Source organism: Blastopirellula marina, from assembly GCF_002967765.1.
GTDB classification, from domain to species: Bacteria; Planctomycetota; Planctomycetia; order Pirellulales; family Pirellulaceae; genus Bremerella; species Bremerella marina_A.
Map to the genome: position 1 here is coordinate 273,279 of NZ_PUHY01000016.1, position 14,698 is coordinate 287,976.

14 protein-coding genes are annotated in these 14,698 nt (G+C 53.4%); 5 read left to right on the forward strand and 9 right to left on the reverse strand.

The features are described from left to right. Window positions 1-27: 27 nt before the first annotated feature. The 3 genes from cysD to C5Y83_RS28815 all read right to left on the reverse strand — a co-directional run bounded on the left by cysD (window position 28) and on the right by C5Y83_RS28815 (window position 3,218). Window positions 28-936 carry a sulfate adenylyltransferase subunit CysD gene (gene cysD, locus C5Y83_RS28805; protein WP_105331865.1) on the reverse strand — a complete coding sequence of 303 codons (909 nt, stop codon included), beginning with the start codon at window positions 934-936 and terminating at the stop codon, window positions 28-30. Window positions 937-1,114: 178 nt separating this feature from the next. Then, window positions 1,115-1,798 carry a 16S rRNA (guanine(527)-N(7))-methyltransferase RsmG gene (rsmG, locus tag C5Y83_RS28810; protein WP_105333271.1) on the reverse strand — a complete coding sequence of 228 codons (684 nt, stop codon included), beginning with the start codon at window positions 1,796-1,798 and terminating at the stop codon, window positions 1,115-1,117. 121 nt (window positions 1,799-1,919) lie between these two features. Continuing rightward, window positions 1,920-3,218, reverse strand: a complete 1,299-nt coding sequence (locus C5Y83_RS28815) for a hypothetical protein (protein WP_105333272.1) — start codon at window positions 3,216-3,218, stop codon at window positions 1,920-1,922. 163 nt (window positions 3,219-3,381) lie between these two features. Here C5Y83_RS28815 and C5Y83_RS28820 point away from each other — a divergent pair, with 163 nt between their 5' ends. Continuing rightward, window positions 3,382-3,816, forward strand: a complete 435-nt coding sequence (locus C5Y83_RS28820; RefSeq protein WP_105333273.1) for a hypothetical protein — start codon at window positions 3,382-3,384, stop codon at window positions 3,814-3,816. Here C5Y83_RS28820 and map read toward each other — a convergent pair. Continuing rightward, window positions 3,813-4,610 (reverse strand): type I methionyl aminopeptidase, encoded by a 798-nt coding sequence (gene map / locus C5Y83_RS28825; RefSeq protein WP_105333274.1) that lies wholly within the window; start codon window positions 4,608-4,610, stop codon window positions 3,813-3,815. The two genes, C5Y83_RS28820 and map, sit on opposite strands and share 4 nt — an antisense overlap. 381 nt (window positions 4,611-4,991) lie before the next feature. Here map and leuS point away from each other — a divergent pair, with 381 nt between their 5' ends. The 4 genes from leuS (at window position 4,992) to C5Y83_RS28850 (ending at window position 11,705) form a co-directional block, all read left to right on the forward strand. Continuing rightward, window positions 4,992-7,823 carry a leucine--tRNA ligase gene (leuS, locus tag C5Y83_RS28830; RefSeq protein ID WP_105333275.1) on the forward strand — a complete coding sequence of 944 codons (2,832 nt, stop codon included), beginning with the start codon at window positions 4,992-4,994 and terminating at the stop codon, window positions 7,821-7,823. 171 nt (window positions 7,824-7,994) lie between these two features. Beyond that, window positions 7,995-8,543, forward strand: a complete 549-nt coding sequence (locus C5Y83_RS28835; RefSeq protein ID WP_105333276.1) for an inorganic diphosphatase — start codon at window positions 7,995-7,997, stop codon at window positions 8,541-8,543. A 168-nt stretch (window positions 8,544-8,711) separates the two neighbouring features. Continuing rightward, a complete protein-coding gene (locus tag C5Y83_RS28840; protein WP_105333277.1) occupies window positions 8,712-10,004 on the forward strand; it encodes a glucose-1-phosphate adenylyltransferase in 1,293 nt (430 codons plus the stop codon). Between the two features lie 870 nt (window positions 10,005-10,874). Beyond that, window positions 10,875-11,705, forward strand: coding sequence for a hypothetical protein (locus C5Y83_RS28850; RefSeq protein WP_105333279.1), 831 nt, complete (start codon window positions 10,875-10,877; stop codon window positions 11,703-11,705). Between the two features lie 326 nt (window positions 11,706-12,031). On the opposite strand, the gene C5Y83_RS28860 is transcribed toward C5Y83_RS28850, so the two are convergent. The 5 genes from C5Y83_RS28860 to C5Y83_RS28880 form a co-directional block, all read right to left on the reverse strand. Next, the gene (locus C5Y83_RS28860) at window positions 12,032-12,475 is read right to left on the reverse strand and encodes a hypothetical protein (RefSeq protein ID WP_105333281.1); all 444 of its coding nucleotides are present in this window, start codon (window positions 12,473-12,475) and stop codon (window positions 12,032-12,034) included. A 43-nt stretch (window positions 12,476-12,518) separates the two neighbouring features. After that, window positions 12,519-12,986 carry an SRPBCC family protein gene (locus C5Y83_RS28865; RefSeq protein WP_199195177.1) on the reverse strand — a complete coding sequence of 156 codons (468 nt, stop codon included), beginning with the start codon at window positions 12,984-12,986 and terminating at the stop codon, window positions 12,519-12,521. Window positions 12,987-13,014: 28 nt separating this feature from the next. Further along, complete coding sequence (locus tag C5Y83_RS28870) at window positions 13,015-13,542, reverse strand: SRPBCC family protein (protein ID WP_105333282.1); 528 nt, start codon at window positions 13,540-13,542, stop codon at window positions 13,015-13,017. A gap of 9 nt (window positions 13,543-13,551) precedes the next feature. Continuing rightward, the gene (locus C5Y83_RS28875) at window positions 13,552-13,884 is read right to left on the reverse strand and encodes an ArsR/SmtB family transcription factor (RefSeq protein WP_105333283.1); all 333 of its coding nucleotides are present in this window, start codon (window positions 13,882-13,884) and stop codon (window positions 13,552-13,554) included. A gap of 94 nt (window positions 13,885-13,978) precedes the next feature. Next, window positions 13,979-14,659 (reverse strand): hypothetical protein, encoded by a 681-nt coding sequence (locus C5Y83_RS28880; RefSeq protein ID WP_105333284.1) that lies wholly within the window; start codon window positions 14,657-14,659, stop codon window positions 13,979-13,981. Window positions 14,660-14,698: the final 39 nt, after the last annotated feature.

Genomic DNA, 14,698 nt, shown 5'->3' on the forward strand with positions numbered 1-14,698 from the left:
ACGGGAAACTTGCCCACCTAGCAGGCGTTAGAAGTATCCTTCTTCCTTCTTCTTCTGCATCGACGCGCCTTGATCTTTATCGATGGCGCGGCCCTGGCGTTCGGAGGTCGTGGTTAACAACATCTCTTGGATGATGTCTGGCATCGTGACGGCTTCCGATTCCACGGCACCCGTCAGCGGATAGCAGCCGAGTGTGCGGAAGCGAACCATTTTCTCCTCGACCTTTTCGCCTGGCTGAAGGTCAATCCGGTCGTCATCGACCATGATCCACATATCGTTACGCCACACGACCGGTCGCTTGGCCGAGTAGTACAAGGGAACGATCGGAATCTCTTCGAGATGGATGTACTGCCAAACGTCGAGTTCTGTCCAGTTCGACAGAGGGAAAACGCGGATGCTCTCCCCTTTATTAACCTTGGTGTTGTACAAATTCCAAAGTTCCGGCCGCTGGTTCTTGGGATCCCAGCGATGATTCTTATCGCGGAACGAGAAGACTCGCTCCTTAGCTCGCGACTTCTCTTCGTCACGGCGAGCACCACCGAATGCAGCGTCGAACTTGTACTTGTCGAGGGCCTGCTTCAGCGAGACCGTCTTCATCAAGTCGGTATGGCGAACGCTGTCCTCGAACGGATCGATGCCCAGCTTCTTACCTTCCTCGTTGATGTGCACAATCAAGTCGAGTCCCAACTCCTTGCGGGCATATTCCTCGCGGAACTGGATCATTTCCTTGAACTTCCAGGTCGTGTCGACATGCATCAAGGGAAATGGCGGCTTGGCGGGATAAAACGCCTTCATGGCTAAATGAACCATGACGGACGAATCTTTCCCGATGGAATACAGCATCACCGGGTTCTCAAACTCGGCCGCAACTTCGCGGATGATATGGATGCTTTCCGCTTCCAACTGTTTGAGATGCGTAATCTGGTAACCGGACATCAATCAATCACTACAAGTTGAAGTTAGGCAATTCGATCCCAGCTCGCCGGAGGGAGTGGGCTAACCAGCGAAGTTGAACTCGCTCTGCTCGAGCAATCCGTTTGGAGCGAATCGCCTGATTATAGGGGGTAGGGGTATTATCAACAACGACACAAACAGGGTCGTAAGTTGAATCATCTCAAGGCTCTTTGCGACCTTTCGGCCAAACTTTCACGATCACGCTAGGGTGGTCGTTTCCGGGGGTCTCATATTCGTAAGTGTTCCGAATTTCGACCGACTTAGTAACGCCATGATGGCGAGCCTCTTTGACCTCATCAATCCATTTACCCCCCTTAACGGCGAGTAGGCGTCCCGCAGAAAGCCAATGCTTTTCTAGCCATAGCAGTAGCTTTCGCATCGGAGCGACAGCGCGGCAAACTACCGCGTCGAAGCTGAGATCTTCGAGAACTTCTTCCGCTCGATTGTGATACACCGGGATCTCAAGACCAAGTCGCTCGACGATTTCCTGGGTCGCTTTCGCCTTTTTTCCGACCGAATCGCACAAACTGACACGCACGTCAGGTCGAATAATCGCGATCAATATCCCAGGCACACCCCCGCCACTCCCCATATCAAGGATTTCCTCGTTCGGCTTCAGTTGGCCGGCCAAGGCCATGCTGTCCATAACATCGCGGGAGACAAATTTGTCGTAATCCGTGTGACGCGTTAGGTTTAGCGTCTTATTAATGTCCCAAAGCACGTCCACATAACGCTGAAGCTGTTCACGGACCGGTTCCGGCATCGGCGCTCCGTACTTCTTCAAAGCTTCCTCTAACGTGGCGCTTGGCGACGATTCTGGGGCTGGCGAAACGTCTTCGCTCATACTGGCTTTCAAATAGATTTCTGCAAACGAACCAGTCCACGCCCTACTGGCTGGACGAATTGCCCTATTTGACCATGAACTGGCCGTTTCGGCCATCACACCCAGGGATAACCGAAGCGGTCTATCGCTTCTCGTGCCGATCAAGAACGATCACGCGATGGGCCGTCAAATGCGGCTTGGTAAACTGGTTCAAAGGCGAAACTTGGCCGTAGATACCAACTTGCGTCCGAGAATACCGGCGCAGGTTAAGCCCAGGGGCAGGACTGACAAACTGCAAGATGTTTCCTTGCGAGTCGGTCAGCGCGAACGGGGGCGTGTATTGGCCGTTTTGTTGGGAGGCAGAAGCTCGCGTAATTACAGGCATCAGCCAGCCTCGCCCGTCATAGCGAGGGTCGAGACCATCACCAACAAAGCTTGCTGCGGGATCCCCAGACTGACCAATCTTGCCAAACTTCTCGTCATCCAAGTACAAGACCGCACTAGGGGCTGCCTTCAGGTCCTGGGCTTCCTTTGCGGCTAATTTCCGTTCGTACAGCTGGATAAACTCGTCGATTTTTTCGAGTAATAATCGGGCCCGGCCTCGGTCGAGCGGTGATTCTCCTTCCGCGGTAAGGCGTTTCGCTTGATCCCTTAACGGCTTGAATTTCCATTCTTCGTATGGCTTCAAGCATTCCTGGCTGATCGCTAGTTCAAGTTCCATCAGGTCCATATCAGGCAGCGGAACCAGTGGCTCGATCGGCTCGGCCTCGCCCGAGAGCTTAGCGCCTTTCATGTCGCCGGGAACTTCATCGTAGGAAACTGGGCGAACGACTCGAAGATTATCCTCGGTCTTTCGCCAGAACTCCGCGTCTTTGATCGCCTCCGTTATTGCCGCTGGGTCATCTTCGCGAGCTCGAATCGTTGCGGCATCGGGCGTGATTCGCTCGACAAAATGCTTGTTAATCCAACGAAACTCGCCCGATGGGGGCGAGATGCGATAGAAAGCTTCTTTCTTTCCACTTTCCTTGTCGCGCATTTCAACGATACCCAACACTGAAACCGGCTCACCGCGATTCAAGTTCACATGCACCACGTGATGCTGGTCGCTAATCTGACTACCAACATAAGAAGCGGTATCGTGCCCTTCGATCTGAGCGTCGCGTCGGTCCTCTCCATAAGAGAGATCCTGAGCCCGGATCAAACTGAATTCGTTCTCAGTTGGCCGAATTGCCAGCCATCCGCCGGCGTCTTCTCGATAGACTTCGACAACCGAGTTTTTGTCGAGGTAAGCGGTCGGATAGTAATTCTGCCCTGGTCCACTCCGGGTGAAGACCTTATCGGTCGTGATCCGGGCCTTGTACGGTTCAACCGCCAGACTCGTTGCGACGCCAGTCGAAGCAGCAGCAAGCGATAGCACGTAGATCAATGGAGAGCGAAACATCTCGGATAACCTCAGGCAAAATCTTGAGCTCAATGCCGGAGGAAATACTGAAAATCGCTGGTGCCTGCAAGAGTGATTTCAGTGCTGGCAGAAAACGAACTTCATTCGACCTTACGTGTCTGATTCATAAATTCGTGGAAAAGCCCCAAGCAGGACGCGTTTGATGAAATGGTTCTATTACATTCCACATGTTTGGGAATCGAGCGAGGATCGCCACGTTTGGGAAGACGTCTACTTGTTGCCTAAAAATGCACCGGAGGGCATGGAATCGATTTGGTTTACGATCGACGCCTTGGGAGATGTGAATAATCCGCTCAGCGGCTCAGATCGCGCTGAATTCCAGCGAGAACTGCTAGCAAAGCTGACCACCGACCAATGGCACATTGACGGCACGGACATGGTCGTACGCGCCACAGACTTTAGCCGCGAAGAACTTCTCAATTACGTTCGCATCTGGCTCGAAGCGAGCAACTTGCCCTGCGACGAACTGATCGAATCCACGTTCGAGCGTTTCGAAAACACGAACGAGCACGCAACGACACTGAGATCGCTTCGCGAAATAATCGACCAAGAGAACGGGGACGCTCCAGACGCTTAGAACTGGTGTCCCTTCTGCGGACCATTCTTCGTGAGCGACAAGATTTCAGGACCATTCTCGGTCATCAGAATCGTGTGCTCGAACTGGGCGCTCAAGCTGCGGTCACGAGTTCGGACGGTCCAGCCGTCGTTTGGATCGAGTTGGGTGGCGGCGCCGCCGACGTTAATCATCGGTTCGATCGTGAAGCAAACGCCAGGCAGCAAGCGGACCGAGTGAGCGGCTCGCGTGGGAACGTGTGGAATGGAAGGATCTTGGTGGAAACGACGCCCCAGACCGTGACCGACAAATTCCTCGACCACGCCAAAGTTGTACTTCTTCGCTTCTTCCACGATAACACGGCCGATTTCCGACACACGGCACTCGGGGTAAATCGCATCAATCGCGAGATACAAGCAATCGAACGCACATTGCGTGACCTTCTTCGCTTCCGGGCTGACTTCGCCAATCAGGAAAGTTTCAGACTGGTCGCCGTGCCAACCTTCAACGATCGAAGTCAGGTCGACGTTGACGATGTCGCCATCTTTCAATTCGTAATTGTCCGGAATCCCGTGACAAATCACTTCATTGACGCTGATGCAACAGCTTTTGGGGTAGCCCTGATAGTTCAAACAAGCCGGGGTGTGACCGTGATCCAACGTGTAGGCGTGAATGAGGCGATCAAGCTCGATCGTTTTGACGCCTGCCTTCACATGCGGACGGATGTAGTCCATCAGTTCGGCATTGAACTGACAAGCAACCCGCATGGCGTCTCGTTCGGAATCAACCAGTTGAAGATGACGACGTCCGTGAAGCATAGGGGAATCTTGGGGGTGAAGGATTGCGAAGTGGATTCAGATTCAACTCAACGAGTTCGATCGAAAGACAAAACCAGCCCGATCGATCTTTGCAAGTTAGCCTAGCAGTTTACCAGGGGAAATGCCCAGACAACATGCATTTATCGTGTTTTCGTCCATGAGATTTTAGGCCGATCACTACAAACGGCGCGAACGTTAGCCGCCAGAGGGGGCTCTCCTTGAATTGTCAGTTTTATCGCCGCCCATTAGAATCGTTACCTTCCTAAGACGAAGGGAAAGCCCTATGAAATAAGATTTTGCGGCGATCCCCACGATTCTTCGAACCAAACGGGAACGACCATCAGTCGCCCCCGTTGTATTTCAGCTCACTGGATAGCGCTCATGCCCCGTTACAACCCGGCCCAGATCGAACCGAAATGGCAAAAATATTGGGAGGAGAACCAAACATTCCGTAGTCCAGAGTTTCCGCAAGGGGAAAAGCTGTACGTACTGGATATGTTCCCCTACCCTAGTGGTGCTGGGCTTCACGTGGGGCACCCGGAAGGTTACACGGCAACCGATATCGTCTGTCGCTTGGCACGAATGCAGGGCAAGAGCGTCCTCCATCCGATGGGCTTCGATTCGTTCGGCTTGCCCGCAGAAGAGTATGCGATCCGCACCAATACCCACCCAAGGATTACCACCGAGAAGAACATCGGCGAATTCGTCCGTCAGCTGAAAATGATTGGGTTCAGCTACGATTGGGAGCGTCAGATCGCCACCACCGACGTCGACTACTTCCGCTGGACTCAATGGATCTTCTTGGTCCTCTTCGATACCTGGTACGACCAAGATGCTGGCAAAGGGCGCCCCATCGCCGAACTTCCGATTCCGGAAGACGTGAAAGCGGAAGGTGCTGATGCCGTCCGTGCTTATCAGGACGAGCATCGCTTGGCCTACGTCAGCGAAGCCCCAGTCAACTGGTGCCCGGAACTTGGCACCGTGCTGGCCAATGAAGAAGTGATCGACGGTAAGAGCGAGCGTGGCGGTCACCCAGTCCAGCGGTTGCCCCTTCGTCAGTGGATGTTGCGAATCACCTCGTATGCGGAACGTTTGGAGAGTGACCTCGACACGCTCGACTGGTCCGATAGCATCAAGCAACTTCAGCGGAATTGGATTGGTCGCAGCACCGGAGCGGAAGTCGACTTCTTCTTGGGTTCCGAAGACGAATTCACCCCGTGGGAGATCGAACGCAAGAAGGCAGGCTATCCGCGTAAGCCAGGCAACGATGTATTGCGTGTTTACACCACGCGGCCAGATACGTTGTTCGGGGCGACCTACATGGTGATTGCTCCAGAACACCCGTTAGTCGATCAATTGATGACCAGCGACCAAGCCGCCACGGTCAAGACGTACTGCGAAGCGGCCGCTTTCAAATCAGATTTGGAACGCACCGAATTGGCAAAGGAGAAAACAGGCGTTTTCTCCGGCTCGTACGCTGTGAATCCAGTTAGCGGCAAGCCAGTGCCGATTTGGATTGCGGACTACGTGCTTGCCAGTTACGGCACCGGGGCAATCATGGCCGTGCCGGCCCATGATGATCGTGACTTTGAGTTCGCTCAAAAGTTCGACATTCCCATCATCGCCGTGGTCGACCCAGGCGAAAAGAGCGACGTCGATCGCGACGCGGTCCTTGCCGGTACTGCTTGTGCAACGTTCGATGGCATAGCGATCAATTCTGGTAAGTACGACGGAATGAAAACGTCGGACGTCAAGGCGCAGATCGCCCTCGACTTGGAACAAGCAGGTGTCGGACGCGAAGCCACTAACTTCAAACTTCGTGACTGGTTGTTCAGTCGTCAGCGATTCTGGGGCGAACCGTTCCCAATCCTCAAAGAGTTGGACGAGAACGGCGAACCCAACGGGAAGATCCGTGCGGTGCCGGTCGATCAACTGCCGGTAGACTTGCCACATATCGAAGACTATAAGCCGCTTGGCCGACCTGAACCGCCACTCGAGAAAGCGGACGAAGAGTGGTTGTACCCCGTGATCGACGGTGTGCGCTACAAGCGGGAAACTAACACGATGCCGCAATGGGCTGGTTCGTGCTGGTATTACTTGCGATTCATCGATCCGCAAAACGATACCGTCTTCGTCGACGCCGATAAAGAAAAAGCCTGGATGCCGGTCGATCTCTACATCGGTGGGGCTGAACATGCGGTGTTGCACCTGTTGTATGCCCGCTTCTGGCACAAGGTGCTTTTCGATCGTGGCTATGTTTCGACAAAAGAGCCTTTCCAGAAATTGATCAACCAAGGCATGATCCTGGGCGAGATCGAGTTCACCGGCTACCAGCGCGACGACGGAAGTTGGATCGGCAGCAACGAAGTGAAGCGACAAGACGACGCCTACAGCGACGTCAGCGGAAATGTCGTAAACGCTGCGAAGCTTACCGAAGCTGACATCTTGAAGAAGGGTGACGGTTTCGTACTGAAAGCCGATGAAAGCATCCGAATCGATGCCCGCGCCTTCAAGATGTCAAAAAGTCGCGGCAACGTCGTCAATCCCGATGTTGTCGTAAGAGACTACGGTGCGGACAGCCTTCGCTTGTACGAGATGTTCATGGGGCCGTTGGAAGCGACCAAGCCATGGGCAATGGATGGCGTGAAGGGTGTGCGCGGCTTTCTGGACCGAGCCTGGCGGATGATCGTTGATCACAACACCGAAGAGATCACGCTCAACGCGGCCGTTCAAGATGTCGAGCCAACTGAAGAGCAGAACAAGACGATTCACCGCACCCTTAAGAGCGTAACTCAGGACTTGGCAAACCTCAGCTTCAACACGGTGATCGCTCGGTTGATGGAGTTCACCAACTTCTTCACCAAGGAGTCGACCCGCCCGAAGAAAGCGATGGAGACGTTTGCGTTGATGCTGTCCCCCTTGGCTCCTCACCTGGCCGAAGAATTTTGGCAAATTTTGGGACACGAAGAAACGTTGGCCTACGAGGCTTGGCCGAAGTTTGTTGAATCGTACACCAAAGACAACGAGGTCGAGGTGCCGGTTCAGATTATGGGAAAAGTTCGCGGCCGTATTACCGTTCCTGCCGACATTAAGAAGGACGATCTTGAAGCTCTTGCCAAGGCGGACTCACGCGTCCAAGAACTTCTCGAAGGGAAACAAATCGTAAAAACGATTGTCGTACCGGGACGGCTCGTAAATTTCGTAGTGAAATGAACTTAGCACGCCGTGCAGCGGTTGACGCCGCGGCATTTAAGACGGATGCTACAGAAGTCAGGATGTTCCTGGCAAAACCATCCTACTTTGCCGAGTTTTCGGTTGAAGTTTTGACAATTCGAGAGAAATGTTAGGCCCCCACTGCCTGACTAGCACGGAAGATTCGCATCCATGACGCACGCTTGGCACGACGTGACCCCCGGTGAGGACATTCCAAGGGAATTTTGTGCGGTCATCGAAATTCCTACCGGCTCCAGTATCAAGTACGAGTTGGACAAGGATACGGGACTGTTGCGAATGGATCGCATGCTCTATTCGGCCGTCCATTATCCGGCCAATTACGGCTTCGTCCCGCAAACGCTGGCCGAAGACGACGACCCGTTGGACGTGCTGGTTCTGTGCCAGGAACCGGTCGCTCCGCTGACGCTGATCACCGCTCGTGCGGTGGGTTTGATGACGATGGTCGATAGCGGTAAGCTCGACCATAAGATTATTGCCGTCGCGGTGACCGACCCAGAGTATTCCTCGTACACCGAAGCCAGCGATCTGCCCATCCATCGGCGAAACATGTTGCGACGTTTCTTCCAAGACTACAAGATGTTGGAAGGCAAGACGGTCGAAGTCGATGAGATCTTGCCGGCCGAATTGGCTCTGCCGATTGTCAATGAAGCTCTCGAACGCTACAGCAATCAGCGTCGACGCGGGTTTTATCGGAAGTAACAATCACGCCCTTTGCGGCGCACAACTTGCAGTTATTTAGGCGAATTGCAATTTTAGCCTGGCGCGCTGGCTTGCAATCGACGCGGATCGGTCGTTATGTTTTGATTCGCCATCGACCGACATACCCAATGCTATTCGCAACTCACGTCACGGAAAGAAGGTGACCCCATGCGTAATGTCATCTGCCTGGTGCTGGGCGGAGGCCGAGGAACCCGGCTCTACCCCCTGACCAAATACCGCTCGAAGCCGGCCGTTCCGCTCGCTGGCAAATATCGGCTGATCGACATTCCTCTGTCGAACTGCTTGAACAGCCAGATGAACCGTATCTACGTGCTCACGCAGTTCATGTCGGTTAGTTTGCATCGACACATTCGCCAGACGTATCGTTTCGATCACTTCAACGGCGGATTCGTCGAACTCCTGGCCGCTCAGCAGACCGCCAGCGAAGGTTCGGACTGGTATCAAGGAACCGCCGACGCGGTCCGTAAGAACCTGCGTTACATCCAACAGCATGGTATCGAGTACGTCCTGATTCTCTCTGGGGACCAACTGTATCGGATGGACTACCGCGAGATGCTCGAATCGCATATCGCTTCCGGTGCGGATGTCTCCATCGCCGGCTTGCCCGTTCATTCCAAGGAAGCAGGCGGTCTGGGCATCATGAAGATCGACGAGACCGGCCGCGTGAAGGGCTTCGTCGAAAAGCCAACGACGCCGGAAGAACTTGCTCACGTCCGCACCGATCCAGCTTGGATCGATTCACGCGGCATCGAGAGCAAGGGCCGCGACTGCCTGGCCAGCATGGGCAATTACTTGTTCAATCGCGATACCCTGGTCGAAGTGCTCGAGAAGACTGACTATCAAGACTTTGGTAAAGAAATCTTCCCAGCTGCGATCCGCAGTAAGCACGTGCAGATGCACATGTTCGATAGCTACTGGGAAGACATCGGAACGATCAAAGCGTTCTACGAATCGAACCTGGCCACACTGTCGCCCAAGCCGCCATTCGAGTTCGTCGAGGAAGAAGCTCCAATCTTCACTCGCGCACGCTTTCTGCCGCCAAGCATGCTGATGGACAGCCAAGTCAGCACGAGCATGATTGCCGACGGTTGCCAGATCGGCGCCGGCTGTACCATCAAGAACAGCGTCATCGGTCTGCGAAGTGTCATTGGTGAGAACGTCACGATCGAAGACTCGGTCTTGATGGGCTGCGATTACTATTCGACTAAGCGCGAATGTGAACAGGACGCATCGTCTGGTCGCCCCACCATGAAGATCGGCGCCGGCAGCGTCATCAAGGGTGCGATCGTCGACAAGAATTGCCACATTGGCAACAACGTCCGCGTTGTCAACAGCGACAATTTGCCGGACAAAGAGTATCCCGAAGGCGTCACCATCGTCGACGGCATCCCCGTCGTTGAAAAAGGTGCCTGTTTGCCGGATGGCTGGTCGCTGTATTAAGTCAAGTGATCACCTAAGCGATCGTCTTTTCCCTTTCCCTCACTCCTGAGGGAAAGGCTGCGATGAAGTCGGCGATGCATGTACGACTCTCAACTACCTCTCTTTGAGTTGCATCAAGCGATACTCGGATATAGAACTTCTAACATCGACGAGAATCTACTTCGTCCTTGGCTTGATACCAGTACATCCAAACGTGAATGGCTAAGCAACTTCACGCTCCGAACCCATTCGCACTGGGAGGCAGCTGACGAGGAAGACCTTTGTAGGCTCTACGAGTTCTTCCGCGTGACTCGTCTTTGTTGCTTCTAAGGTTTCAATCGGTAGGTTCTTCCGCTGGAAGCTACATCGGTCCGGAAATTACGCTGCCTGAATTTAAATGGTTTCACGAAGCTCTCGGGTTTGAGGTAGGAGTTCCTGATAGTTTCCATCCTTTCTATCATGAGTTTGCTCAAGTAGTTGTCGCGGATACTCCTAAGGCTCCGATTGAAATCATTCTTCACCGATAACTTGTGAAGAATTGGCAGGAGTCCGTGGAGACGTTTTTCCTTACGAATACTCCTATCTCGAATCACTCAGTCTGCACGAAACCGCGGATTTCATCCCGCATTCGTGTAATGAGTCCGTGAATTCGATTTGTGAATGTCGGCTGCATCAGCTTGATTTAGGACGACCACCGTACGACTGATCGCCGCATTAAACGCCCCCTCAATAACATCAATTACCGAGGGCTGTCATGGCGCTTAATTCAAGGCATTTTTCGTCGTCTGGATTGATAAACTGTAAGATTGCAAGCATGCGATTTGTTAGAATGGAAGCTCAAGTGTCGTACCCTTTTAGAACCAGCTATCGCGTCTGTCAGAAAGATAATAGATGCCGCTTATTTCTTACGCCGACTACCAAACGGCGTGCAACGAAATGGTTCAAAGGGTGCTTGCTGAAACAGCCACTCACGACCGCCCGCTATCGGAGATTGAGAACTTTTTATCCGGTCACGATAGTGCCTATTGTCAGATTGGCGTCCTCGATAGTGTCAACGGCAACCAAGCCCTTAATCCATCCTTCCGCCAATGGACAATGGATGTCTACGGCGAGTCTTGTTGTCGTGGTTGGAGCCGGGCCATGGAACGAATCGCCGGCTGTCTAGGCGTCTCCCCTGTTTCGTTTTTCCGAGATTGCTTCCATGAGTTCGTCGGTAGCTGGAAAGTTTCAGCGCGTGAGTTCTTAGTCGACGGCATTCGTTACTCAGGTCCGCAAGAGAACATATTGCAGTCAGCTAACGGGTACTTTGCACACGGGACGCTTACCATAGTGGCTGGCAAGCTCTGTGGGTCTCACGGCGTGCTCGACGGCGAAAAACGGACTGAAGCGAAGGAAACAATCGAGCGAGCCTCACATAAGTGGATTACAGAAACACTGCGATTCAGAATGCGAGTCGACTCGGGCTGCCACCTCGCAAACTACGACAGGTCTATTGCCAGGAGGATTCAGAAGCTAATTGGCGGGAAAATCTATCGTATTATGCCGAACCCTAAGTGCCAACTACTCGGAAGAATCGATGGTTGCGATCGGCATCTTTACTACCACGATGTCGTCTTAGCTGCAGGGAAAATCTTTGACGATGTGACAGCCCCCATGGGGCGAATTGCAAATGACTATAAAAGTCTTTGGGAACACGCCAATGATATCGATTTCGGTTTCTGATTATCGAAGGCACTGCGATGAATGGATTCGTTACGCCATCAAACGCCCTTCAATGTATTATCGTGAACTTACCGAGTTCGAGACAATGCTTGCCGGTCACCAATACGCCTTCCAAAGTCTTGGGATCATTGACACGGCCGACGGTTTCAACACCTGTTTTCGCAATTGGATTGAGGAGATGACAGCGCAGTCGTGCGCAAGGGGGTGGGGCTCGGCAATCGAGAATTTAGCTAAGACTAAGGCCTCAACCACTCAAGAACTATTTGCCGAACTAGCCGATGAGTTTCTCGTGGAATGGCTGAACTAAGGTATGTTCAACGAATTCGCTAACGTGACTCCGTTGGTATGACATCGGCTTCACTTTTCACGCGAGCCTTCCCTCGCCCTAACCACCCCCCCAGCACACTGGCCGCAGGAACGACCAGTAAGATAATCACTTTGAACCAGATTGGATAAGGCAACATTGAAACATTAAAGGCAACCGCCAGCAGCAGCAGGACGCCCACAATCGTCGACGAAATCCAATTACCAATCCACTGCGCCAGCCACGTACCAACGAGAGCGATCGCGCCCCACATGGGGACCACGACCGCTAACACCCATTGCGGGTAGTTGGCAACATGAGCGCACATCTCTTCCTGGCTGTGCATGTCCATTCCCTCGGGAAATGGATGCACGACGGCACTGAACCCCTCGACAGCGATTAAGAGGACAAATACCGTCACCAAACTGGCGAACAAAGCGCCGATTGTACGTAGGACCTTGATCATGTCACGTTCAACTCGAAGTAAACAGTTAAGCTAGGGTTCGGGGTTAAGCGGGCTCGGCAGGAAAACGATCCGCAATCAATTGAAGCTCGATACCATGCTCTAGCCAGGCTTTGGCATTGGCCAACACGAGGGCAAATCCTCCCGATACGTCGATTGCCTCGTTAATGATTGCTTCGTCTGTTCCCGAGAAGCCGTAGGTGGTGACTTCCAACACGGAAGCAGACTCGCCATGCTTGGTGAAGTCCCACTCGACCGTCGATCGCTTCCCCGACTCTCCCCAGGTCATCACCACTTTTTGACTCGGTTCGATTTGTAGCACTTCGACACGCGTTGCGACACCAAACATTCGCCATTCCCAGGTCACCATTTCGCCAGCAACGAGCGGACCGCTGCTGTGTGTGAACCAGAATCGGGTCGTGATCTCCGGGTTCACAATCGCTTCGAATAGTCGGTCAACTGGCACACGAAAAAGCATCTTTGTCTTAACGACCGGATCGATCTTCTCATTCACGAGCCACAACCTTTCCAGATGTGAAGACTCACTCGGCAAAACGCTGCTTGTATTCCTTCTCGACCGCTTCGAATGTGGACCAAAACGGTCGGGGCGTTTGCTCGGCTAGGTTGTCCTGCAGAATCCCCAAGTGGGTATGCCATCCGGCGGCAACCATTGTCATCTCACTCGGCCCGCGAAGCCGCGTATGTGTGATAACCAGCAAGACCTTTTCTCCTTGCGAGGTCAATTCAAACTTCACCTCGGATGTGTCGCCGCCCCAGGTAAATGCCAAGAGGCGCGGCGGATCACATTCGGTGACGGTACCGCTGAAGCCGAAACCACATTCCATTTGCTCGAAGCGCTCCGGCGTTTGTTCGACATGAGGTGTGAGGCTGGCGTGGAGAAAGTTCAGTTCGACCTTGCCCCCAACCTGAAGTTCCATTTCCCCTTTCGCCAGCCACGTCCCCCGCTTCTCGCTATCGGTTAGGTAGTTCCATACGCGTTCGATCGGTCCCGGCAACAGCCGTTCCATTCGAACGGTGTCATCATTGGTCGCTTTGCCGAAATCATTCATCGTAAGGTCCTACGATTCAGGCTTATTGAGTTCACGTTCCAAGTTATCAAGTGCGGTGGTCCAGAACGCCCGCTGCTTCTCGATCCACGCGGCTGCTTCGTCTAGCGGTTTTCGATTGAACGAAAGCCAATGCTCTCGGCCATCTTTACGCCGCATAACCAACTCGGCACGTTCCAAAACACGAATATGCTTCGATACGGAATTGAGAGAGATGTCAAACGGCTTCGCGAGATCAGTGACGCGGGTTTCCCCCCGCGACAAGTGCTGCAAAATGGCACGCCGTGTTGGATCGGCCAGCGCCGTCAACGTGCGATCGAGTCGTTCTTCCAAAGCCGCAGACATTATTCACCCTTTCGGGTTAATATCTATCGTAACGGCGTCCGTGTCAAGCAATCAGAAAGAAAAGCATGGCCCGCCACGTTTTAACGCCGATCGTTCACCCCCGTGAGAATGCCCAATTTGTAAGTACTGGCATTTGTTTCCACTTGGGTCGAAACAGCGGTGTGTGAAGCAGGCGAATCACTTGTCCTCGAACGGCGTCTGTACGCCAGCTAGCCTGCCCGCCTGCCTGAATGAGCAAGGCAATCACGTGTAGCCCAAGACTCTGCTGTCGTTCGTCGTTGGAATCGAGCAACTCCAGAAGCTGCTTGTCGGTAGGCTGGCTGTCGGCAATTTGCTGGGCGACATCGTGAGGCCATAGTTTGCCTTGACGGAACGCCTCGATCAGAACCAGAACGACAGTTGGCGAACGAGCAAGAGACAGTGCATTGGCTGCCGCATTACGGACAAGGATGTGCGGATGCGTGAGCAAAATGTTCTGTAGATCCTCGATGGCTCTTACATCATGGATCCGATACATCGCTTCGGCGGCAGATAACTCGGACGACCCACGGTAGTTGCCAACCAAGATCGCCTTCACGGTTTCGTAGCCAACCTCGTGCCGCACACAGCCTAGCAGAAAGGCAACCTTCCAAGGTTCAGCGAGGCTCGACTGATAGGTCGCGATAAGCAGATCAGCCGCATCTTTGTTGGGTGGCAGCTGGCGTAGGAGAGCCCCGATTTCCTCAACCGAGGCTTCTTTCCGCAGGGCCTGCTGAACGAGTTCAATTTGGGTCATAGGGAAGGATCATGGCGAGTGCCTCAGCGAGCTTTCCGC

Excerpts from the sequence above, each read along its gene's own strand:
- C5Y83_RS28850 (WP_105333279.1), top strand. The coding sequence starts at position 10,875 with ATGCCGCTTATTTCTTACGCCGACTACCAAACGGCGTGCAACGAAATG.
- C5Y83_RS28880 (WP_105333284.1), bottom strand. The coding sequence starts at position 14,659 with ATGACCCAAATTGAACTCGTTCAGCAGGCCCTGCGGAAAGAAGCCTCG.
- rsmG (WP_105333271.1), bottom strand. The coding sequence starts at position 1,798 with ATGAGCGAAGACGTTTCGCCAGCCCCAGAATCGTCGCCAAGCGCCACG.
- C5Y83_RS28835 (WP_105333276.1), top strand. The coding sequence starts at position 7,995 with ATGACGCACGCTTGGCACGACGTGACCCCCGGTGAGGACATTCCAAGG.
- C5Y83_RS28840 (WP_105333277.1), top strand. The coding sequence starts at position 8,712 with ATGCGTAATGTCATCTGCCTGGTGCTGGGCGGAGGCCGAGGAACCCGG.
- C5Y83_RS28860 (WP_105333281.1), bottom strand. The coding sequence starts at position 12,475 with ATGATCAAGGTCCTACGTACAATCGGCGCTTTGTTCGCCAGTTTGGTG.
- cysD (WP_105331865.1), bottom strand. The coding sequence starts at position 936 with ATGTCCGGTTACCAGATTACGCATCTCAAACAGTTGGAAGCGGAAAGC.
- map (WP_105333274.1), bottom strand. The coding sequence starts at position 4,610 with ATGCTTCACGGACGTCGTCATCTTCAACTGGTTGATTCCGAACGAGAC.
- leuS (WP_105333275.1), top strand. The coding sequence starts at position 4,992 with ATGCCCCGTTACAACCCGGCCCAGATCGAACCGAAATGGCAAAAATAT.
- C5Y83_RS28815 (WP_105333272.1), bottom strand. The coding sequence starts at position 3,218 with ATGTTTCGCTCTCCATTGATCTACGTGCTATCGCTTGCTGCTGCTTCG.
- C5Y83_RS28875 (WP_105333283.1), bottom strand. The coding sequence starts at position 13,884 with ATGTCTGCGGCTTTGGAAGAACGACTCGATCGCACGTTGACGGCGCTG.
- C5Y83_RS28870 (WP_105333282.1), bottom strand. The coding sequence starts at position 13,542 with ATGAATGATTTCGGCAAAGCGACCAATGATGACACCGTTCGAATGGAA.
- C5Y83_RS28820 (WP_105333273.1), top strand. The coding sequence starts at position 3,382 with ATGAAATGGTTCTATTACATTCCACATGTTTGGGAATCGAGCGAGGAT.